The sequence below is a fragment of the Metabacillus idriensis genome (assembly GCF_050483325.1).
Lineage (GTDB): Bacteria > Bacillota > Bacilli > Bacillales > Bacillaceae > Bacillus_P > Bacillus_P idriensis_A.
This window is the reverse complement of sequence record NZ_JBCMYF010000032.1, coordinates 255,246-277,055: the sequence shown is the minus strand read 5'-3', so window position 1 is coordinate 277,055 and position 21,810 is coordinate 255,246. Positions and strand designations below refer to the sequence as shown.

Here is a 21,810-nt window from a genome sequence, read left to right as displayed (position 1 = left end):
TACTAATGTTAGTATGTTTTATTTATTAACCTTTTCGTATTATCTTTAACTCTCCCTCATACACTTTCTTAGACATGCTCAAAAGGGTGATAAAATGCGAAGACGTAAACCTTTCCCTCTTATTCCAATAGCCATGATCGCAGCTGCCATTCTTCTTCTCATCGGGCTGTTTCATCTCTTCACTCCATCCTCTCCGAAAAAGGCGGTTCAGCTCTTTTATACAGCTGAACAGACTGGGAACTTCGGCGGTGCCTGGGATCTGTTTCATCCGCTGATGAAGGACCGGTTTACAAAGAATGCTTATGTGACAGAGCGGTCTCATATCTATATGAGTCATTACGGTGTTAACACGTTTTCTTTTGAAATTTTGAAGCAGAAGAAGGTTCGAAGGTGGAGGATGGCAAAAGGGTCACCGGTCTTTAATGAGGCGCGTCTCATCAAGGTAAGACAGACATTCAAAAGCAAGTTCGGGACATTCGATGTGATGCAGGATGTATATGTTGTGAAAGAAAAGGGAGATTGGAAGATTGTGTGGGAATATGAGTAGGCCTCCATATGGGAGGTCTCTTTGTTTATTTAAATACATTGTAAATGTAATGTATAGTTCTAGTTAATTTTACCTATTTCTTATTTCCTTCTCTTAATTTTTTTGTAAAATAACAATGTGGAAAATTTTTCATAACAAATACAGAAGATTGAGGTGGAGAGAATGCTGATGAAAGAAAGCTATGCAGTTTGGAGAGAGACGATGGCAGTGAAACCGATGTACACAGAAAATGGGGAGCTGTGGTCCGTTGTTCATGAGCTGTACAAAAAGCTGATTGTGAAAATGTCCCCAAGAGAAATTATGAATCGCAGCTGTATCCATGCCGGTGCATCGTACCAAGGGATGATAGAGGCAGCGAAATTAATTTTGCCGGGCAAAAAGATGCTGCCGGTTTGTTTGTCGCCAGGCTTTAGAATCTGTATGGTGCCAACATTATCTCCAGACAGCGAAGAGTGCATATGGGTCTCCTATCATCATGTGAAGAAGATTTTCGAGAAAAATAACAGAACGATGATTGAATGCAGAAACAAAGAAGAAATTGAGATTCAAGGGAGTGTGGAAAGCTATTTAACCAAAGCCGGATATGCCCAGCAGCTCGTTCTGACTTATTTGGACCGTCAGGAGGAAATGTGGGATTTAACGGCTCACTTAGCTGAAACCTATGAGGGCTATGAAGTTTATTAAATGGAAGCAGTCAAGTTCCTTTATGGGATTTGGCTGTTTTTTTATACTAAATGATGCTTGTCTTTAGTAAAATAGAACAAATAGAAAAAAATGGGGTATAGCATGGCTGAATTATTGATTGGTCTAATTGGATGCATGGGGCTGTTTTATTTATTATTTGTAATGCCTACAAAGTGGCTGAAAGTTGAACATATAGAGGTCCCGCTTGGGATTGATAAAAAAATTCTGCAGGTATCAGATCTTCATATTGAAAGAAATCGGATTCATCCTGAAAAAATAAAAGAACTGCTGCATAGGGAAAAACCTGATTATGTGTTTATCACCGGTGATTTTACTGCAAGAGAACGGCATATTCCGCGTATAAAACCTTACCTGGATGTTTTTAATGAGTATGGGATTGAAGTTTATGCTGTATTTGGCAATCACGATTATCGTACTTTTCAGCTTAGTTCGCGTCTGCGGCCATGGCTCGAAGAAAACAAAGTAAAGGTACTTGTGAATGAATCGATTGAACTTCCAGATTTCACATTGATAGGGTTGGATTTTTATAGAGAAGATGAGCTTGGATTGACTAAAGCATTTTCTAAAGTGAAATCCGGTAAGCCTGGAATTGTACTATGTCATGACCCTAATGATATAGCTGAAGTTGCGGATCCATTTGATTTAATGCTCTCCGGGCACTTGCATGGAAAGCAGTTTAATGTTCCATTCTTCTTTACCTTTATTTCAAAGGGAGAGCTTGCGAGGCGGGGGATATACCAGGGCTTACATAAAGTCGGAGGGTCTTATCTTTACATCTCCAAAGGGATTGGACAGGCGCATTGGAATTATCGGTTTGGGGTTAGGAGTGAGGTGACTGTTCTTTCTTTAATGGGGAACGTGGAAAAAAATTAAGCAGGATTTAATTTTGAGAAGCATCTATTGAAGATGCTTTTTTTTAATAGAAACTATTTCTATATATTTTTAATAAATTCTCACAAAATTTTAATGTGTATATGTTCATAGTTCTAAAGTTGTGTTAAATTATAGAATGTTAATTATTTAACATATTTTACATATCTAGTAATATCAATTTAAATTGGAGGAAACGTAATGAAAAAACTGTTCATGTTGGCACTGGCTTTTCTCTTATCATTTACCTTTTTTATTGCAGAAGGTTCAGCTGCATCTCGCCTTAAGGGTGCAGACCGCTATGAAACAGCGGTTAACATTTCTAAAAACGGCTGGTCTCAAGCAGATACCGTTGTCCTTGCAATCGGGAACAATTTCCCTGATGCTCTTGCAGGCGGCCCGCTTGCTTATAAACTGAACGCTCCTATTTTGCTGTCTCAAAAAGACACATTAGGCAAATCTACAATCACAGAGATTCAAAGATTGAAACCTAAGAAAGCTATTATTCTTGGAAGTGTAAATGTCATTACAAAAAAGGTAGAAACAGAGCTCAAATCTCTTGGACTTACTTTTACAAGACTGGGCGGTAAGGACCGTTATGAAACTGCGGCAATCATTGCAGCACAGCTTGGAAAAACAGACAAAGCAGTAGTAGCGTATGGCATGAATTTCCCGGATGCATTGGCGATTGCTCCGTATGCTGCTCAAAAAGGATATCCAATTCTTTTAAGTAAAACAAACGAACTTCCTGATCCTACAAAAAAAGAATTAAACGGGAAAAAAGAAACCATTTTTGTCGGCGGGAAATCTATATTAAGTGATGCTGTCATCAAACAAGCGCCAAATGGGAAAAGAATTTCGGGTGCAGACCGATTCGATACAGCAGCAGCAATCATCAAGCAGTACCAGCCGGATGCATCAAACGCATATGTGGCAACTGGCATGAACTTTGCTGATGCTTTAACAGGTTCGGTACTGGCGGCAAAGAAAAATGGAGCGATGGTTCTTGTCAATCCAAAACAGGTTCCAAAAGCGATGACAAATCTTCTATCAGTTAAAACATTCGTAACTGTCGTTTCCCTTGGAGGCGAAGGGGCTGTTTCTAATGCAGTGCTTCAGAAGATTGAAGAATTGAATGTGAATGATACAATTCAGAAAGCTGCTCCTATTAAGGTGAATACAGGTTATACGCTGCAGACAACGGAATATCAGTCAGATTATTTTAAAGTTACCTTGGCTAAGCCGGGAAATGTTACCGTACAGTTTAAGCAAAATGCCGATCATTACTGGGAAGGTGAAATGATAGATAAGGATGGAAAGGTTTATCTTGATTTCCGAACAGAAGATGGTTCAAGTATTGATAATTTCACTAACAAAAGCGTCGGTTTGCCTGCAGGTGTATTTTATTTTAAAGTAAATGGTATTAACGATAGCTACAAGGTACCTTATACGTTTACAATTAACTACGAAGACAGCAATTACTATGAAAAAGAACTTAATAATACATTAGCTTCATCAAGTCCTGTTGAACTGAATAAAGATTATAAAGGCATCATCCAGGATGTATATAATGATACGGATTATTATAAGTTTACTTTAGACCAGCCAGGAAACGTTGAATTGAAAGTGGATAATAAGTCCGGTTCCCGATGGGATGCTGTTATCATGGATGGCAATGGAAAAGAATACGGCGATCTTGAAACGATAAGCGGGAGTTCTGCTTCAGGTACTTCGAACTTTAATATAGGATTACCAAAAGGAACATATTATGTGCAAGTTAATAACGGCTCTGAACAAGTGGAATATAAATTTCATTTAAAGTATACGAAAAGCAATTTTTATGAAAAAGAGTTTAATGACAATACAGCAGCTGCGAATTCAATAGAATTAAATCAATATTACACAGGTAACATTGAAAATTATTACAATGATGTTGACTATTTCAGATTAACTCTTAAAGAAGCAGGGAATATTTCAGTGAACGTGAAGCAGAAACCAGGCTCAAGATGGTACGTAGCTGTAATGAACAGCAGCGGCACAGACCTTGCTTCATTTGAGACAGCTGGAAACGATTATGCTTCAGGCGAAACGGCAATTCCCGTTGGATTGCCTGCAGGCGATTACTATATCGAAATTAGAAATGGGGCTGAAAGAGAGCCTTACCAATTTAAAGTGAATTTTACTGCAGGCGATTCATTTGAAAAGGAAATTAATGATAATGTACAAACGGCAAATAAAATAGAGTTGAATAAGACTTATCAAGGATCTTTATCATCAAAGTATAACGACAGTGATTTTTATTATTTCCAAGTAGAAAAACAGTCAAATTTTATTATTAAAATGAAAAACCAATCAAATGCCTCATGGTATTATGTTATTACTGATCAATATGGGAAAGAAATTGCAGATTTAAATACAGACTATGACGAATTTGCTAAAGGTGAGGAAAGTGTAAATCTTAACCTTAAAGCAGGGAAATACTACATTAGAGTAACTGATCATCATTCAAGTATCTTTATCCCTTACACTTTCTCTATGAATAAACAATAATTATTGTAAACCGCAGATCATATTTCTGCGGTTTTTCCTATTAGATATACATTGAATTGATGCGCACATTGAATTCTAATCAATTTACTGGCACAATAGACAAGGGAATCAAGCAATAAAAGGAGTTTATCTATGGATATTGGACGCAACGACCCATGCCATTGCGGCAGCGGGAAAAAATATAAGAAATGCTGTATGAAGAAAGAAACGTCACTTGAGGCTATCCGCCATGAGGAGCTTGAGAAGCTTCAGGTCGAATTAATGGAATTTGCTTCTGCGAATTTTGCAAGGCAAATGGATGATGCCGTTAAAGAAAAAATGGGTAAGCTGGATCGGGACGAACATCAAAATGTGTATGGTGCACTATTAATGTGGGCTGTCTTTTCTGTCCCATTTGTTCACGGAAGGGCAATTGAGGCCTTTGTGGAGAAGAAAGAGAAAGAAGAAGTTCGGCCATCTACGTTGTCCCAGCTTAAACAATGGGCAGAAGCGGCACCATCTTTTTCTGTCATTGAAAGCAAAATGGATGACGAGTGGATTACGGTAAGAGACATCTTTTCAAATGAAGAAAAGAAAGTCAAAGTGGCACAGGGAGCTGCCTCTTTCGAAGAGAGCGGCATGCTTCTTGGCTATTTGCTTCCGTATGGAGAGTACCACACTTATTATTTGATGCAGCTTGAGTTTGAGAAAAATCAAACAGCACACAATACAGAGCTGACATTAGATTTATTCAGGCAGAGTGACTTCACTGATCACGAAGCATTTATGGGTGCTAACTATCCAGAGATGATCATTTCAATGCTGACAGAGCCTGAGCCGGATGAGGAAACAGCTGAGCCGGAAAAAGCACTTGTTTGGGATGATATAAATTATGAAACAGCGGCACTCATTTTAGAAAATAACATTCTCAGACAAGGAATTTATGCAGAAGCAGGTGAGTTGGCGGTTGAAACCATGCACACTTATTTCCACCGGGAAAAGCCTTCAATAAATAAGCATGAAATTTATGCAGCAGCCATGCACTATTTTGTCGAAAAGCATATTCATAAGCAAGGTCTGACTCAGAAAAAACTTGCTGAAATGTATGAAGTTAGTGCAAGCTCTCTTTCAAAGCTTTACCGTGAAATAAAAGGGGAATTAGAGGCTGATTTGAAGACTGCCGGTGAAAAGGTGAGCAGACAGCGGATCATTAATCGTGATCAAGCCCAGGAACTGATTTTTAAAGCTATGGAAAGTGAACCGAAAAAGAGAGTAAAGCTTTCAAAAAAGGCGTTAGAACTTTATCCGCATCCTGAAGCTTACAATATGCTTGCAGAAGCAGAGCATGACATTGAGAAACAGCTGTTTTTATATAAAAAAGGGATGGAAGCTGGTGAAACAGATCTTGGCAGCGACTATTTCAAACAGAATAAAGGCATGTTCTGGGAACTTGCTGAAACAAGACCATATATGAGGTCTAAGTTCAATTATGCAGTTCTTGAAGCGGCAGTCGGTCATTTAGATATAGCCGTTAAGCAATGTGAAGATTTGATTAAACTAAATCAAAATGATAATCAGGGCGTCCGCTACACACTCTTTATCATGTACATGGATTTAGGGATGTACAAGCAGGCTGAAAAACTGCTGAAGAAGTTTGATGAAAGTCATATGGCATCAGGAGCATATAATCGAGTATTGCTTGAATATGCTGTAAACGGGACTACTTCAAAATTAAAGCAGCTGGCAGAAAAAGCGAAGAAGGTTAATCCATTTGTGTTCGACTTTTTGACAGGCAAAGAAAAGCTGCCGGCACCTCCTGTTTCCTATGGAATGGGAGACAAAAACGAAGCTGTCCAATATGTTTATGAGAATGAATATATTTGGTCGAAACACCCTGAGCTGATGAAATGGGCGAAGGAAAACAGCTGATTTTAGACTAAATGGTAAAAATTTAATCCCATAAAAAAGAAGCGAATTTCAAATGAAATTCGCTTCTTTCTATTAATTTGAAGATGCCGTACTAGGTTCAAGCTCCAAATGCTCTTTCAGCTGGTTGGATAAACCGGTTCTTTCCTCTTCAGGAACGATATAATAATAAATGCCGCCAATCATATCGCCTTTTCCTTTTAATTGATACTGTTCCATAGAATTGCGCGCATCTTTATAGTTTTCCTGAATGCTCCACATTTCGTTCATATCCAGGTTTGTTTTCACGTTATTTTCGACAACTTTGAACATTTCCCCAAACTTTGTCAGAGAAGAAATGTTTGCTCCTTTAGAGATAACAGCCTGTATGATTTGACGCTGACGCTCCTGACGGCCAAAATCACCGCGAGGGTCTTCATATCTCATTCTTGTATAGCTTAATGCACTTTCCCCATCTAATGAAATCGTGCCTTTGTTGAATGTCTTGCCGTCTTGTGTAAAATCAAGCGTATTATTCACGTCTACTCCGCCGACAGCATCTACAATATCTTTAAAGCTTTCCATGTTCACTTTTACAAAATAATCAACAGGTACATCAAGGAAGTGCTCAACGGTATTAATGGCCATTTCCGTGCCGCCGAATGCATAGGCATGGTTGATTTTATCTTCTTTGCCTTTTCCGATGATTTCTGTGCGGGTATCACGCGGAATGCTTACCATGTTCATGGATTTTTTATTCGGATTTACTGTTAATAGAATTAAAGAATCCGAACGTCCGCGGTCTCCTTTTCTCTCATCAACACCTAATAGAAGGACAGAGATAGGATCTTTTTCTTTGAAAGCTACAGCTTCAGGACGTTTTTCAGATACGTCTCTTCCGATATCCTCTTGAATTTTTGCAACAGTGTCTGATGCGGTTTTATACAAATAAAAGGCATAGCCTCCAGTACCCAGCACGAGCAATCCAATAATGCTGAGGACAATCCAAAGCCATTTGCGCTTTTTGTTTCGAGTCTCTCTCATAATACCATCCTTTTAAAAATTTATTAGCCTATACACATTATATTTTTACCGAATCAGGTAAACAATACTTTTTTTGTAAAAATAAGTGATATCACACTATGAGACGTTGTTCATGAGCGGAAAGTTTCATCTATTTGTAGATTTTTGTCTATAAATACAAATATACAATCGAATTTTCCATAACTATAATAGATTTAGATGTTTATAAGAAACTAGGGGGATTACGAAATTACTATGAAAAGAATGCTGTCGATCTTCATGATTTTCTCTTTGCTTGTTACCATGGCATTGCCTTATACGGCGGCAGCTGAAGCAGGGACGACACTTATCGGGTTTCATTCGTTTAAAAACACAGGAAAAGGGATTCAGCTGCTGTGGACAACGACATCAGCATCGGCAGAACCTGAAACATTTGTCCTGAAGAAAAATGACCAGGACAATGCGATTGAAGCCAAACTTGTAGATGAACTGAAAAATAGAGATGGTTCAACTGCTAGAACGTACGAATTCATTGATGAAGACGTGAAAGAAAAAGAAACGTATACATATTTTGTAAAGCTTGCTGGGGACGATTCTGTTCAGACAGAAGCGATTACTGTTGTATATAAACAAGGGAACGATGACAGCGGCACTCCTGTTGATCCGGGTGAACCGGTTGTGATTGATGATAAATTCAAACTAAATGCAAGAGTGGAAGGCACTTCTATTATCGTGTCCTGGCCAACATACAATGTCACAGAAGCTGTGGAATATCAGCTGTTTCAGGACGGCAAGTTTGTTCAAAGCTTCAGCGGGGCAGGCGAATACGTTTCTAAGGATTTAACGCCTGAGACAACCTACGCATTTACCATGAAGGTGATAGCGGGGGATAAGCTGCTTGAAACGAAAGAAACAAGCGCTCAAACAGAAGCGGCACAAAAACCAAACTACACGGTGTTCTTTTACCAAGTGAATGATTCATCATTTGAAGCAAGCTGGTTTCTAGACGGCGCCGTTTCCTATGATGTGTATCTCGATGGGAAATTAATGTTTGAGAAAACAGCAGAAACAGAGAATATCTTTACAGATTTGAAGCCGGCTGCTGAATATGAAGTGAAAGCTGCGGCATTCGATAAAGATGGAAAGATGATCAGTGAAGCAGCCGTTAAAGGAAAAACGAAGGAAGCAGCTAAAGGGAAGACGATCGAGTTCAAAGATAAAAACCTGAAGTTTGCGGTACAGGAACAGCTTCGTATTCAACGGGATATCACGGAAAGTGATTTAGAGAAACTGACTTATTTAAATGCTTCTGCATATGAAATTAAGGATTTATCCGGCCTTGAATATGCGGTGAATTTGCAGCATTTAGAACTGGCTGGAAACAGATTGAAAAATTTAGAGGCGTTAAAAACATTTGCGAAGCTCGAGTACCTGGATTTAACGATGTCTGCTGCAGCTGATTTTTCTCCTCTGAATTCGCTGACAAATCTCCACAGCCTGCTGCTTGGAGACACAAGCTTCAAGGATCTAAAGCAAATTGGGAACCTTACGGGATTAAAACTCTTGGATGTAAGCTTTACAGGCGTTAAAGATTTGTCTGTTTTAGCAACATTTAAACAGCTCGAGGAAATCAACCTTTCTTATACAGAGATTAAGAGTATAAAAGGGCTTGTTGACCTTCCGTCTCTTCAAAAGGTCATTATTTACGGACCTGCCTACATCGATATCCTTGATGAGACCGGCCTCTTTAAAGAATCGGTGGAATTTGTCTACGATGACAGCTTGAATATGTATATCAATCAAGTGAAGCCGGGAGATACAAACGCCGTTCTTGAATGGGATTATGAAGGTGAGGGGCGCCTTGCCTATTATGAAGTGACGATTGATGGGGAAAAAGAAAAAATAGAAACAAGCAAGAAATCCTTCCGTTATGAAGCAGCAGACTTAAAACCGGATACTCAGTATTCTTTCGCCGTACAGGCTTTTAATAAAGACGGAAAACTGCTCGGCTTCACTAACGGCATGTTCTCTACTTTAAAAACGCCGTCCGGGGAAAAAGTGATTTTTGCAGATGCTAATCTTAAAAAAGCAATGAAAGAATACTTCGGCTTTAAACGGGATATTGTAGAGAGCGATATGGAGCATCTGACTGAGCTTGACCTGACGGGTGCTGATATTCGTGATTTATCCGGCCTTGAAACAGCCAAAAATTTAAACATGCTAGGTCTATCGGGGAATCTTATTAAAGATTTAAAACCGATTGAAAGCCTGACGGGAATGACGTTCCTTCTTTTAGACGGAAACCCTCTTCAGGATTTCTCATCCTTAAAAAAATGGCCGAACCTGCAGTATTTAGACCTTTCTGATACTGGATTAAAAGATTTATCCGTTCTTTCCCCTCTGAAGGAGTTAGGTGCACTGGGTCTTGCTTACAATAATATAGAAAATCTTTCAGGAATGCCTGAGTTAAAGCAATTAGCATCCCTTTATTTAGGCGGGAATGATCTTTCTTCCTTAAAAGGGATTGAAAGATTAACAGGACTAACCGAACTCAGTGTAAGCGAGAATTTATCTCTTACAGATGTAGAGGAGCTTACGGCATTAAAAAATCTTTCTTTCCTGGACTTGTCCACCACTTCAATCGAAAGCATTGATCCATTGCTTGCGCTTGATTCTCTGGAATATGTTCTCTTATTTGATATAGAAACGCTTGATCTATCTGATGGATCTGCAGCTTTTGATGTCATCACGCAGCTTAGAGATAAGGGTGTTTATGTTGAGTACGAGTTTGAAGAAGAGGAAGCTTTTCATGTTTACTCAACTAGAGCAACAGAAGACTCGATTGAAATCTCTTGGGACTACTTCGGGGAAAAAGAGATTGATCATTACAAAGTAGCAGTCGACGGGAAAACGGCCGCAGATAAAATCGATGGCTATGAGTACGGCTACTGGATCAGAGGTCTTCAGGCTGAGACTTCTTATGACATTGAGGTGCAGGCTTATGATTCAGATGGTGAACTGATTGCAAGCGCCGAAACAACTGAAACAACAGCGGCTGCTCCAACAGGTCCTGTTGTGAAATTCAAAGACAGTACTTTAAGAGAAATCATTAAAGAACAGCTTGGTCTAAACCGTGATGTCCGTGCGAGCGATATGGAGCGCCTTGAGGAATTATTCCTTGCAGATATGGATATCAAAGATTTGACAGGCATGGAATATGCGGCAAATTTAACGTATGTATATCTTTTAAACAATGAGTCTGAACTCGATTTGTCTCCGCTCCGCGGACTGCCGATCTTCGATTTAACAATCGAACATACGAAGATTAATGGCTATGAACAGATTGCTGAAATGGAAAGCCTTGTTTCCCTTTCAATCAGAAAGAATCAGCTCAAAGATATTTCGTTTATAAAGGGAATGGAACAGCTTGATTATCTGGATCTTTCTCAAAATGAGATCCTTGATATCTCCGTGCTTTCTAAGCTTGATGAGTTAGAAGTATTGGTATTGTTTGATAATCAGATCGAACACTTTGGAGATGATGGTTTAGAAGGACTTATGTTCCTTGAGATATCCCGTAATCCCCTGAAAGATTTAGCTGGAATCGATCAATTTCATTCATTGGAAGTCCTCACCTTAGAAAGAACAGAATTAACAGCTATTGATGAGCTGTTGAATCTTGAAAGCTTGAGTCTTGTCTCACTGTATGGAATCAGCACACTTGATCTGTCATCCGGTTCAGACGCTAATCTCGTCGTACAGGAGCTGAGAGAGAGAGGCGTTACAGTTCAGATCGACATCACGCACTATCCTGAAATTCATATTGAGGACGTGACTCAGCATTCCATTTCATTCTCGTGGGATAAAATGTTCGAAGGAACAGAAGGTTCTTATTTTGTCATCGTTGATGGAGAATTTACAGGAGAGGAAGAGCCGTTGCCTGCTTCTGTTACCTCATACGAGTTAACTGATTTGGAACCTGATACAACCTATCTAATTGAAGTCTATGGTGAAAGTGAAGAGTTTGGCAACGCTGCGTCAATTGAAGTAACCACTTTGCCTGAGGATGAAGAAGGCATGAAGCAAGCTGAGCTTTATTTGATCAACGAGGAAGAACAGCCGGTCAGTGAAGCAGAGTTTTTGATAGAGGGTCTTGATGAAAACAATGAAGACGTTGTATTTGAAGGCTATTCTGATGAATTTGGCCAGCTGATTAATGACGTTCAGGCTGATGAAGGGAAATTCAACTTGAAAGCCGGTGCCTACAGCCTCTTCGTTTACAGTGAAGGCATTGAATACGAATATGAATTTACAATTGAAGAAGAGATAGACTATTTGAAAAATCCACTGGTGTTTGTTTTAGGATCTGAAAAGCCTGAGACAGGAGAAACACCGGATCCAGGTAAAGAAACTCCGGGTAAAGATGAGCCGGAAAAAGAAAATACGAATGAGCCAATCTTGCCGGAGAAAGCAAAACCTGCTTCTGGCATTAGAGAAAATGAACTTCCAAAAACAGCAACTGTCATGTATCAGTCCGTCTTTTTTGGAGCCATTCTCATGATGGCGGGTGCTGCCTTGTATGCAGCGCGTCGAAAAAAGGCATAAAGAGTCAGCAAAAGACAGCGGAAACGCTGTTTTTTTGTTGTCTTCCATCGAATGAAGCAGCAATTTGTAACATACTTGTAAACTGTCAGACTATTATTCTGTTATATAATATGAAAGGGTAAAAACATCATAGGAGAATGGTATGAAGCGAATAACTATTACAATGTTGAGCTGTCTCAGTCTTTTGATGATTCTTTTGATCTCCCAGCCTAAAGAGGCAGAAGCAGGGACTACAAGCAGAATCTATGGTCAGGATCGTTATAAAACGTCAGTGGAAGTTTCAAAGAAGACTTTTCCGAACGGCACATCCAATGTTGTCATTGCAGTCGGAAACAACTTTCCTGATGCTTTAGCAGGAGGACCGCTTGCTTACAAACTGAATGCGCCAATCCTTCTTACGGGAAAAGACGCAATCCCTTCAGCAATTATTGAAGAAATTGATAGATTAAATGCTGCAAATGTATACATACTCGGCGGTGAAAGTGCAGTCTCTGCAGCCGTAGCCGGCAAACTGAAAAATATGGGACTTACTGTAACCCGTATATCGGGCCCAGACCGCTACGAAACATCGGTGGCTATAGCTAAAAAATTAGGATCTGCATCTACAAAAGCATTTATTACAAACGGCAGCAATTTCCCGGACAGTCTTTCAGCATCTGCGGTTGCTGCGAGGCAGGGCTCACCCATCCTGCTGGTCAAGAAAACCAGTGTTCCGGCATCAGTGAAAAACTATGTAAACGGTTTTACGAAATCATATGTCATTGGCGGTACAGGTGTTATTGCATCCGGTACAGCGTCACAGCTTCCGTATGCAGAACGGATTGCAGGAGCGAACCGCTATGACACATCAGCAAAAGTTGCCACTAAGTTTGCAAGCTTCTCTGCGTCGCGTTCCTTGCTCGTATCAGGCATTACATATGCTGATGCTTTAACTGGATCTATCTATGCAGCAAAACAAAACATTCCGATGCTGCTTACAAATTCATCAGCTCTTCCAGCTGAAATTGGAAAATTAATCGATTCGAAAAATGTACAAACCGTCACCGTAATCGGCGGAACAAGTGCAATCAGCAACAGTGTGCTTACCTCGATTTATTTTCCAGTAGACAAGCTTATTGAAACAGCAAAATCCCTGCAAGGCGTGCCTTACAAGTATGGCGGCACAACAACATCAGGATTTGACTGCAGCGGCTACACACAATATGTGTTCGACAAGCATGAGGTAGATCTGCCGAGAACAACGGTTGATCAATGGAACAGCGCAACAGTAGTGGCCGTTCCGCAAAAGGGAGACCTTGTATTCTTTGAAACTTATAAAGCAGGGCCGTCTCATGTAGGAATTTTTATCGGCAACAATGAGTTTATCCATGCTAGTTCTTCAAAAGGCGTAACGATTTCCTCAATGGATAACGTATACTTTGAACCTCGTTACTTAGGTGTGAAAAGTGTGATTAATTAAGCAGCGATCTCTTTCGCTGCTTTTTGTTTTGGGAACAATAGTAAAATATTGATAAATTAATAATAAATTTCCTTTAATTCTCTTGCAGGTTTACATATAGATAACTATGATAGAATGTAGAACTTTGTAGATTTTGGAGGAACTTTGACATGAGTAAAGTAATTACAATGTGTGTCATTATCTTAACGGTATGCGCACTTGTACTAGGCAACCATCACTGGAAACAGAAAATAAGCTCAGCTCAAGAAAAGCAGGAAGATTCAAATACAGAAGAAACAGCAGTAAAAGAAGAACAGCCTGAATGGATGGCCAAAGCTGCTAACCTGCCGGCACCGGTAAAAGAAAAAATGAAACTTGCAATAGAAAACGGCAAATCATTAAAAATTGTGGCAGTTGGTTCAGAGAGCACTTCTGTACAGAGCACAGGCTGGCCTGCACTATTGAAAACTAGCCTACAGGAAGCATATGGGGAGGAAATGTTCACTCTTCAAGTCTTATCTTATCCAGAAGGCACAACCAGAACATTTATCAATGAAAACCACGGTGAAGAAGTGAATAAACTTCAGCCGGATATCTTATTATTTGAACCCTTTTCTTTAAACGATAATGGAAGTGTAGGTCTTGAGAATACTTTGAAAAATGTCGGTGAAATTGTGGCAGACTTTAAAGAAAAGAACCCGCAGGCCGTTATTTTTGTTCAGCCATCCCATCCAATCTTTAATGCAACCTTTTATCCAAAAGAAGTGGATGCATTAAAAGAATTTGTTGAGGGGAAAGAACTGACATTTCTTCATCATTGGGAAGGCTGGCCAGATCTGAAAGATGAAAAGATAAAATCTCTTCTAATTGAAGATCAAGCAGCACCGAATGCTGAGGGAAACAAGATATGGGCAGACTATTTAACAAAATACTTTGTGAAAACCGCGGAATAGATCCTATTAAAAGGGGTCTATTTTTTTATCTTAATTTGGAAAATCATACAAAAACTGTTGGATTGTATGTTAAGATTTTACTAGAATCTAAACTTTGGAGGCAAGGTACGTGTATTTTAAAAAAATCGCCCTTTTCATGTTCATGTCGTTTGTATTTGTTTTAGCGGTGCCGGCAGTGTCAGAGGCGGCAACTTCGGATTTCAGCAGTGTTCAGCAGAAAGTCAGTCAGAAATGCAGCTATGATCCGCTCTCACAATATGGAAAGTTTATTCCCTATCAAACAGGAAATTGTCTATTAACGAATGTTTCCCTGGAACTTGAAGTCCCTGCGGAAATTGTAAAAGCTGTTGCGACTAAAGAAAGCATCGACTGGCAGCAATTTAAAAATGGGGATCCTATTATATCTGGTGATGGCGGAATTGGCATTATGCAGATAACGGTTTACCCCGCAGCAGATGAAGAAAATTTGAAAAACAATGCGATTTTCAATATCTACTCAGGGGTTAAGAGATTAAAAGACTACCTGACAGTGCCTATCGGCTCAAATAAGCCTGCACCTCTCGTCCAAAAAGACGATTCAAATACATATTTGGAAAGATGGTATTTTTCCGCTTTGCGATACAACGGAATTAAACCCGGGAACAGTCCTCTTGCAGTATGCGAAGGCAATGGAGAGAGAAATACAGGAGCTTATCAGGAAGAGCTATATGAACTGATTAAAAGTGATTCCGGCAAAGGCATACAGGATATCAATACCAAGATTGCATTGATAGATATGCAGCCTGAGGATTTCACTTATCCTTGTGGATCCAAAGAAAATATTACATTTAATAAAACAGATTTTAGACTTAATGCTCACATGACAGAAACAAAGCATTTATTTAAACAAAACGATACTCTCATCACGTTTAACGAAGATGCTGCTGACCCGAAAATCCGTCAGGGGGCAACAGGGTCTGCACCAATAGTTAAAGCAGGCAAAGGTATACTGGTAAAACCTGCTGGAGAATTTGTTTATGACAGCAGTACCGGATCTTCCAATCAGTTCGTATGGTATCCCGTTCAGGTGAAGGATTCTCAAACTGAAGGATATGTGGCATCCAGCTATTTAAAAAGAATCTTAACCAGACTCGAAGGCACAAGCCGCTACCATACAGCTGCAGAAATCTCTAAAGAAGGCTGGAAGCAGTCTGATACAGTGGTCCTTGCGACTGGAACGGACTTTCCTGATGCTTTATCAGGCACGCCATTAGCTGCAAAATACGGTGCTCCGCTTCTTTTAGTGGATGGCAAATCAAAAACAATTCAATCAAAGTATAACTTGCCGGCTAAACAGGAAATCAGCAGATTAGGAGTCAAAAAAGCCATTATTCTGGGCGGAAAAGGAGCCATCCCGTTAGAAGTAGAAAATGAACTTCGAGGGTCAGGTATATCCGTTACCCGAATATCGGGTAAAGACCGATTTGAAACATCGGCAAAAATCGCAGAAAGTCTTCCATCAACTACAGCTATTGTTGCAACAGGAAGGAATTTTCCTGATGCCATATCTGTTGCGGCTTATGCTTCCAAAAAAGGATACCCGATCTTGCTTAGTGAAGTAACTGCGATTCCAGATGAAATTAAGGGGTCTTTAACTAACGTAACGAAGACTGTTGTAATAGGAGGAGAAAATGCAATTTCAGCCCAGGTATTTAATGAGCTGAAAAGCAAAGGTGCAGTAAGAATCAGCGGGAAAGACCGCTACAAAACGAGCATTCAAGTTGCAGAGCAATTAAAACTTGGACAAAACGAAATTTTCACAGCAAGGGGAGATCAATTCCCGGATGCTCTCTCAGGAGCTGTTCTTGCATCAAAGAATAATGCTTCGGTCCTTCTTGTAAACGATACATCATCAAAAACATTAATCGGCAAGTATCAAGCAGCTACTATTCTTGGAGGACAGGGAGCAGTAAATGCTGACATCGAAAAAGAAATGATCAACCTATTAAAAAATTAAATCTTTCTGCCAGACTGTCAGATCCAAATCTGACAGTTTTTTTATTTTCTATTAAAAATTTCGTCAAATAAAAATAATTCCCCGGGAAAAGTGTTGAAAATTGCCTGATTAAAGTCGAACGGGAGCAGGACTTTTTTCCCTCCGCCTAAACTCTATTCCGATATACAAATAATTGGATATTTATAATTCCTGTTTAAATGCATAGCTGCCGGCTTTCATTTCTGTTTTCCGCTTTAAAACATTGATGCATCAATGCACAGCAAGCATCTTAAGGTCCTGGATTTTGTCGGAATTTGTCTTTAATATACTAACGAATAAAAGTTTTTATAAATGTTTGACTATTCAATATTTTACAAATAGAATAAAAGAGTAAATAATTTCTATATATGTTAAAGGAGGGATAAAATAGTATTTTTTTAGTGAAATGCACTGCTAAATTACTAGGGGGGTCAAGTAGTTGAAGGTAAAACTGAAAAGATCGTTATTTTTAATGTTCGCTTTCTTGTTAGTTTTCTCAAATGCAGCATTAGCAGCGGTTCCGACACCGCAAAAGGGCAATGCCAATACTGAAGTTAAGAAAAATGCCGGCAAGCAATCTATTAAAAAATCAGACGCTGATAAACAATATAAGAGTACTGACAAAGTTCGTGTAATTGTCGAAGTCGAGGGCGAGCCCGCAATTACATATGCAACAAAGCAAGGAAAGAAATTTGATGCTCTTGCAAAATCAAAGCAGGATGAGCTGAAAGCGAACGCTTTGAAAGAGCAAAAAGCGGTTAAAAACCAAATCGCTTCAAAAAACCTTGGAATGAAATTCGAGCAGGAGTTTACAACTGTAGTCAACGGCTTCTCTGGAGAAGTTGCTTACGGAAAAATTGCTTTGCTTGAAAAACTGACAGGCGTTCATAAAGTAACGATCGCTCATGAATACGAGCGTCCTGCTGCAGAGCCTGAAATGAAATACAGCAAAGACTTGGTAGAAGCACGCGAGTCTTGGGACTTGGGCTATGACGGCGAAGGAATGATCGTTGGTATCATTGATACAGGGATTGATCCAAGTCACAGAGACATGATTTTAAGTGAAGATACAGTGCCTGCTTTAACAGAAGGTTCTGTAGGTGATGCTGTTTCTGACCTTAACCTGCCAGGAAAGTATTACACAGAAAAAGTGCCTTACGGATATAACTATATGGACGAGAATGAAGAAATTCTTGATTTGGGACCTGGCGCATCGATGCATGGAATGCACGTTGGCGGAACAGTTGGTGCAAATGGGGATGAAGACAACGGAGGCTTAAAAGGCGTGGCTCCTGAGGCGCAGCTTTTAGCTCTGAAAGTATTCGGAAATGACCCTGAAATGCCTTCTACATGGAGTGATATCTATGTAAAAGCAATCGATGATTCGATTCAATTAGGTGCAGATGTACTGAACATGAGTTTAGGTTCAACAGCATCATTCGTGCTGCCGGAAGATCCTGAACAGAAGGCAATCGAAAGAGCAGTTGAAAACGGAGTAGTCATGTCTGTTTCCGCTGGCAACTCAGCTCATTTAGGAAATGCCTGGGCAAATCCTTATGCAAGCAATCCAGATGTGGGAGTAGTCGGATCTCCGGGTCTTTCTTATGATTCCCTTCAGGTTGCTTCCATTGAAAATTCAACCATTGATCTTGAGGCGATGAAAGTTCAAGTAGACGGCGCTGATTTTGGAACAATTGGATACCAAAAACAGGACGGCCCGAAATTCCTTGAAAAGTTTAAAGGTCAAAAACTTGATATTGTCTATGTCGGAGATGGCCAGCCGGCAGCATATGAAGGCAAAGATGTAAAAGGTAAAGTAGTGTTTGCGGTTCGTTCAGGCGGATATTTCTATGCAAATATCCAAAAAACGGCTGAAGCACAAGGCGCTGCCGGTGTTATTATCCGCGGATTGCCTGCACATGGCGATTATGTAAGCATGGCGCTTGATAAGCCGCAGCTTCCTTTAGTTTCATTAAGCATTGCGGATGGCAATGCCCTTGAAGCGCAAGCAAAAGAAGGCAAAAAGCTTGAAGTAACATTTGGTGATGATAAAGTAGCTGCGCCGAATGCTGAAGCAGGTAAAATGTCTGCCTTTACTTCATGGGGCGTGACACCGAACCTGGATTTCAAACCTGAAATCACTGCTCCGGGCGGAAAAATCTTATCAACATTTAATGATAATCAATATGGTATTATGAGTGGTACGTCAATGGCTGCGCCTCACGTGGCCGGCGGATCTGCGATTGTGCTTGAGCGTGTAGACGAGTTATTCAATTTAGAAGGTGCAGATCGCGTGTTAATGGCGAAAAACATCTTAATGAATACGTCTCAGCCTGTAATCGACAAAGGATTGGTGAATGACGCGCTTGGATGGGAAAATCCATACTCTCCACGCCGTCAGGGTGCGGGATTAATGAAACTCTATTCTGCTCTTAATACACCTGCAGTTGTCACAGAATCAAAAACAGGTGAAGGAAAAGTGGCTCTGAAAGAAGTCGGCGATAAAGTGGAGTTTTCACTTGATCTTAAAAACTTCAGCGATAAAGCTGTTTCTTACGATGTAAAAGCAAATGTTCAAACAGATTTCGCTAACGGCGGATCTCTTGGATATAACTATGATGAGCTTGAAGCGCAACAATTATTGGATGCTGTTATTAAAGTAGACGGTAAAGACACTACTAAAGTAGAGGTTGCAGCCGGTGAAACAAAAACAGTTAAGGTAACGCTTGATACAACAAATGCAAAAGTTTTAGGCGATGATTTTGAAACGCCTGTACCAGTGAAGGATGTCTTCAAAAACGGATACTTTGTAGAAGGATTCGTCACATTCTCTGCTGAAGGTTTATCACAGCTTACAGTACCTTATGTAGGTTTCAATGGAGACTGGGGCAAGGCTCCAATTCTTGATGCGATGAACTTTGATTTAGAAAACGAAACGTTCTATGGTGAGGCTGGAGTGGTTTCGCGTGTAGGAGAGAATTTTGACTACCTTGGATCTGATCCATTCAATGCGAAAGTTCCATTCGACGCCCGTAAAATTGCGATCTCACCAAATGGCGATGGCAGCAAAGATGAGTTAATTCCGATTCTTTCATTCCTGCGCAATGCTAAAGAAGTGAAATACAATGTACTCGATGAGAACAAAAACCAATTGCGTACCATCCGTTCGGAAGTTGAAGTGCGCAAGCATTATTACGACGGAAGATACACGCCTTACACTTTAAACCCTGCAAATCAATGGGATGGAAAAGTGAAAAACGCTCTTGTGAAAGACGGGCAGTATTACTTTGAAATTGCTGCAACTGTAGATTATGCAGGAAAAGCGCCTCAAAAGGTTCAGGTTCCTGTAATCGTTGATACGGTTCAGCCAACGTTAAATGCAGCATTTAAAGATAACACGGTAACATTTGATGCAGCCGATGAGCGTTCAGGTGTTGCATACTTTGATGTACTTGTTAACGGTCAGTCTGTACTTGGAAAAGATAAAGATGGAAATCCAATAACGCTTGCCCCGACAACAAAAGAGTACAAGCTTGAAAATCTTGCAACAGGTTCAACTGTAACGGTTCTTACAGCTGACAATGCAGGCAACACTTCTGCAAAGGAATTCAAAGGCGTCAATGATGATACAATTCCTTCAATCATTGCCGAGCTTCCTGAAGCCCTTGGAACATATAAAACAAGCGAAGTTCCTGTGAAAGGCTATGTAACAGATGAGTCTAAAGTGTCAAACTTCACGGTAGACGGCAAATCAGTTGAATTGAAATGGAATGCTGAAACAAACCGCTATGAGTTTGAAACAACTCTTACATTAGAAGATGGATTCCATAAAATCCGCATCGCAGGTACAGATGAAGCAGGCAACGAAATTTCTTTCTTAAAGCAATTTTTCGTTGACACGACTGCACCTGAACTTTCTGTAAACGCACCTGCAAGTGTAAGTGCTGCAACAGAAAAAGCGACATTAACAACAAATGTTTCTGATAATTTCGAAGAGCTTCGAGTAGTGGTTGATGGAGATGAGGTCTTCTACAACATGCTGAGAGAGCCTTACGAAATGAGAGGCATTGAGAAAGAAATCAAGACAGAAGTTGCGCTTCAGCCGGGTGAAAACACGTTCACAGTAGAAGCTGTTGACTTGGCAGGACACAAAACGGTTAAAGAAGTAAAAGTATACCGCGGAGATGATAAAGTGAGCCGCATCAGCGGGGCTGACCGCTATGCGACAGCAGCTGCGATCAGTGCTGAAGGATGGGAAAGCTCTGAGCTTGTCTTCCTTGCAAAAGGACAGGAATTTGCTGATGCACTGGCAGGTGTTCCGCTTGCAGCTCAATATGATGCTCCAGTTTTATTAACAGATTCAAAAGGCTTATCAAAAGCTACGAAAGCTGAGCTTGAAAGGCTTGGAGCAGAAACAGTTGTCATCCTTGGAGGTAAAGGCGCCGTTTCTGCAGAAGTTGAAGAACAATTAAATGACATGGGTCTTGAAGTCGACCGCATCTTCGGTAAAGACAGATGGGCAACTGCTGCAGCCATTGCTGAAGAAGTAGCTCCGGAAGGTTCAGAAGATGCAGTTGTAGTAAATGGAACAAGCTTTGCTGATGCACTGGCAGTTGCTTCTTATGCAGGTCAGTACGGCATGCCGATCGTATTGTCTGAAAAAGATAAGCTTCCAGCAGCATCAAGTCAGGTCCTGGAAGATTTGGGAGTTGAACATACATTGGTAGTCGGGGGCCAAGGTGCTCTTTCTGACAGTGTATATAAGAAGCTTCCAGATGCTGAAAGAGTCTACGGAAAAGACCGCTATGCAACAAGTGTAGCTCTTGCAGACTTCTTTGAACCTTCATTAGACGTAGTCTATGCTGCAACTGGACAAAACTTTGCAGATGCTTTAGCTGGTGCAGCATTAGCCGCTAAGCATGATAGCGGAGTCATCCTAGTCGGCAAAACATTATCTCCGGAAGTGAAAAATTTCTTCGGAGGAAATGAAATTGGACAAGTGAAAGTATTTGGCGGAAAGGGTGCCGTATCTGATGAGGTCCTTTCTGAAATTCATAAACTGATCCAATAATAGAACATTTAATGACCATCCTGCTGCTGGGCTTATAGGCCCGGCAGCTTTTTTTGTTTGCCTGCCAAAAGTGCTATATGTTGATAATGTCTAAATCACTAATTATCCTCATTACCCATATTTTTAAAAAATTGATAGAATACGGGTGCT

Annotated in this window: 11 protein-coding genes; 10 read left to right on the top strand and 1 reads right to left on the bottom strand. The window is 40.2% G+C overall.

The annotated features are described in order from the left end of the window. The first annotated feature begins 94 nt into the window (after nucleotides 1-94). The 5 genes from ABEQ24_RS19225 to ABEQ24_RS19205 all read left to right on the top strand — a co-directional run bounded on the left by ABEQ24_RS19225 (nucleotide 95) and on the right by ABEQ24_RS19205 (nucleotide 6,580). Nucleotides 95-547, top strand: coding sequence for a hypothetical protein (locus ABEQ24_RS19225; protein WP_430008302.1), 453 nt, complete (start codon nucleotides 95-97; stop codon nucleotides 545-547). 162 nt (nucleotides 548-709) lie between these two features. Continuing rightward, nucleotides 710-1,231 carry a competence protein ComK gene (locus ABEQ24_RS19220; RefSeq protein ID WP_430008301.1) on the top strand — a complete coding sequence of 174 codons (522 nt, stop codon included), beginning with the start codon at nucleotides 710-712 and terminating at the stop codon, nucleotides 1,229-1,231. 102 nt (nucleotides 1,232-1,333) lie between these two features. After that, entirely contained in the window at nucleotides 1,334-2,125 is a 792-nt protein-coding gene (locus ABEQ24_RS19215; protein WP_430008300.1) for a metallophosphoesterase, read from the top strand. 198 nt (nucleotides 2,126-2,323) lie between these two features. Next, nucleotides 2,324-4,672 carry a cell wall-binding repeat-containing protein gene (locus ABEQ24_RS19210; RefSeq protein WP_430008299.1) on the top strand — a complete coding sequence of 783 codons (2,349 nt, stop codon included), beginning with the start codon at nucleotides 2,324-2,326 and terminating at the stop codon, nucleotides 4,670-4,672. 132 nt (nucleotides 4,673-4,804) lie between these two features. After that, on the top strand, nucleotides 4,805-6,580 hold the full coding sequence (locus ABEQ24_RS19205) for an SEC-C metal-binding domain-containing protein (protein WP_430008298.1): 1,776 nt from the start codon (nucleotides 4,805-4,807) through the stop codon (nucleotides 6,578-6,580). A 72-nt stretch (nucleotides 6,581-6,652) separates the two neighbouring features. Here the strand turns inward: ABEQ24_RS19205 and ABEQ24_RS19200 are convergent, their stop codons facing one another. Next, a complete protein-coding gene (locus ABEQ24_RS19200; protein WP_430008297.1) occupies nucleotides 6,653-7,600 on the bottom strand; it encodes a LytR family transcriptional regulator in 948 nt (315 codons plus the stop codon). A 234-nt stretch (nucleotides 7,601-7,834) separates the two neighbouring features. On the opposite strand from ABEQ24_RS19200, the gene ABEQ24_RS19195 reads away from it, so the two are divergent. The 5 genes from ABEQ24_RS19195 to ABEQ24_RS19175 all read left to right on the top strand — a co-directional run bounded on the left by ABEQ24_RS19195 (nucleotide 7,835) and on the right by ABEQ24_RS19175 (nucleotide 21,660). After that, nucleotides 7,835-12,184 carry a fibronectin type III domain-containing protein gene (locus ABEQ24_RS19195; RefSeq protein ID WP_430008296.1) on the top strand — a complete coding sequence of 1,450 codons (4,350 nt, stop codon included), beginning with the start codon at nucleotides 7,835-7,837 and terminating at the stop codon, nucleotides 12,182-12,184. A gap of 142 nt (nucleotides 12,185-12,326) precedes the next feature. Beyond that, on the top strand, nucleotides 12,327-13,643 hold the full coding sequence (locus ABEQ24_RS19190; protein WP_430008295.1) for a cell wall-binding repeat-containing protein: 1,317 nt from the start codon (nucleotides 12,327-12,329) through the stop codon (nucleotides 13,641-13,643). Nucleotides 13,644-13,792: 149 nt separating this feature from the next. Next, the gene (locus tag ABEQ24_RS19185; protein WP_430008294.1) at nucleotides 13,793-14,575 is read left to right on the top strand and encodes an SGNH/GDSL hydrolase family protein; all 783 of its coding nucleotides are present in this window, start codon (nucleotides 13,793-13,795) and stop codon (nucleotides 14,573-14,575) included. Between the two features lie 109 nt (nucleotides 14,576-14,684). Further along, nucleotides 14,685-16,571 carry a cell wall-binding repeat-containing protein gene (locus ABEQ24_RS19180; RefSeq protein WP_430008293.1) on the top strand — a complete coding sequence of 629 codons (1,887 nt, stop codon included), beginning with the start codon at nucleotides 14,685-14,687 and terminating at the stop codon, nucleotides 16,569-16,571. A gap of 457 nt (nucleotides 16,572-17,028) precedes the next feature. Beyond that, a complete protein-coding gene (locus ABEQ24_RS19175; RefSeq protein ID WP_430008292.1) occupies nucleotides 17,029-21,660 on the top strand; it encodes a cell wall-binding repeat-containing protein in 4,632 nt (1,543 codons plus the stop codon). The last annotated feature ends 150 nt before the right edge of the window (nucleotides 21,661-21,810 follow it).

Excerpts from the sequence above, each read along its gene's own strand:
- ABEQ24_RS19195 (WP_430008296.1), top strand. The coding sequence starts at position 7,835 with ATGAAAAGAATGCTGTCGATCTTCATGATTTTCTCTTTGCTTGTTACC.
- ABEQ24_RS19220 (WP_430008301.1), top strand. The coding sequence starts at position 710 with ATGCTGATGAAAGAAAGCTATGCAGTTTGGAGAGAGACGATGGCAGTG.
- ABEQ24_RS19215 (WP_430008300.1), top strand. The coding sequence starts at position 1,334 with ATGGCTGAATTATTGATTGGTCTAATTGGATGCATGGGGCTGTTTTAT.
- ABEQ24_RS19225 (WP_430008302.1), top strand. The coding sequence starts at position 95 with ATGCGAAGACGTAAACCTTTCCCTCTTATTCCAATAGCCATGATCGCA.
- ABEQ24_RS19205 (WP_430008298.1), top strand. The coding sequence starts at position 4,805 with ATGGATATTGGACGCAACGACCCATGCCATTGCGGCAGCGGGAAAAAA.
- ABEQ24_RS19200 (WP_430008297.1), bottom strand. The coding sequence starts at position 7,600 with ATGAGAGAGACTCGAAACAAAAAGCGCAAATGGCTTTGGATTGTCCTC.
- ABEQ24_RS19190 (WP_430008295.1), top strand. The coding sequence starts at position 12,327 with ATGAAGCGAATAACTATTACAATGTTGAGCTGTCTCAGTCTTTTGATG.
- ABEQ24_RS19185 (WP_430008294.1), top strand. The coding sequence starts at position 13,793 with ATGAGTAAAGTAATTACAATGTGTGTCATTATCTTAACGGTATGCGCA.
- ABEQ24_RS19210 (WP_430008299.1), top strand. The coding sequence starts at position 2,324 with ATGAAAAAACTGTTCATGTTGGCACTGGCTTTTCTCTTATCATTTACC.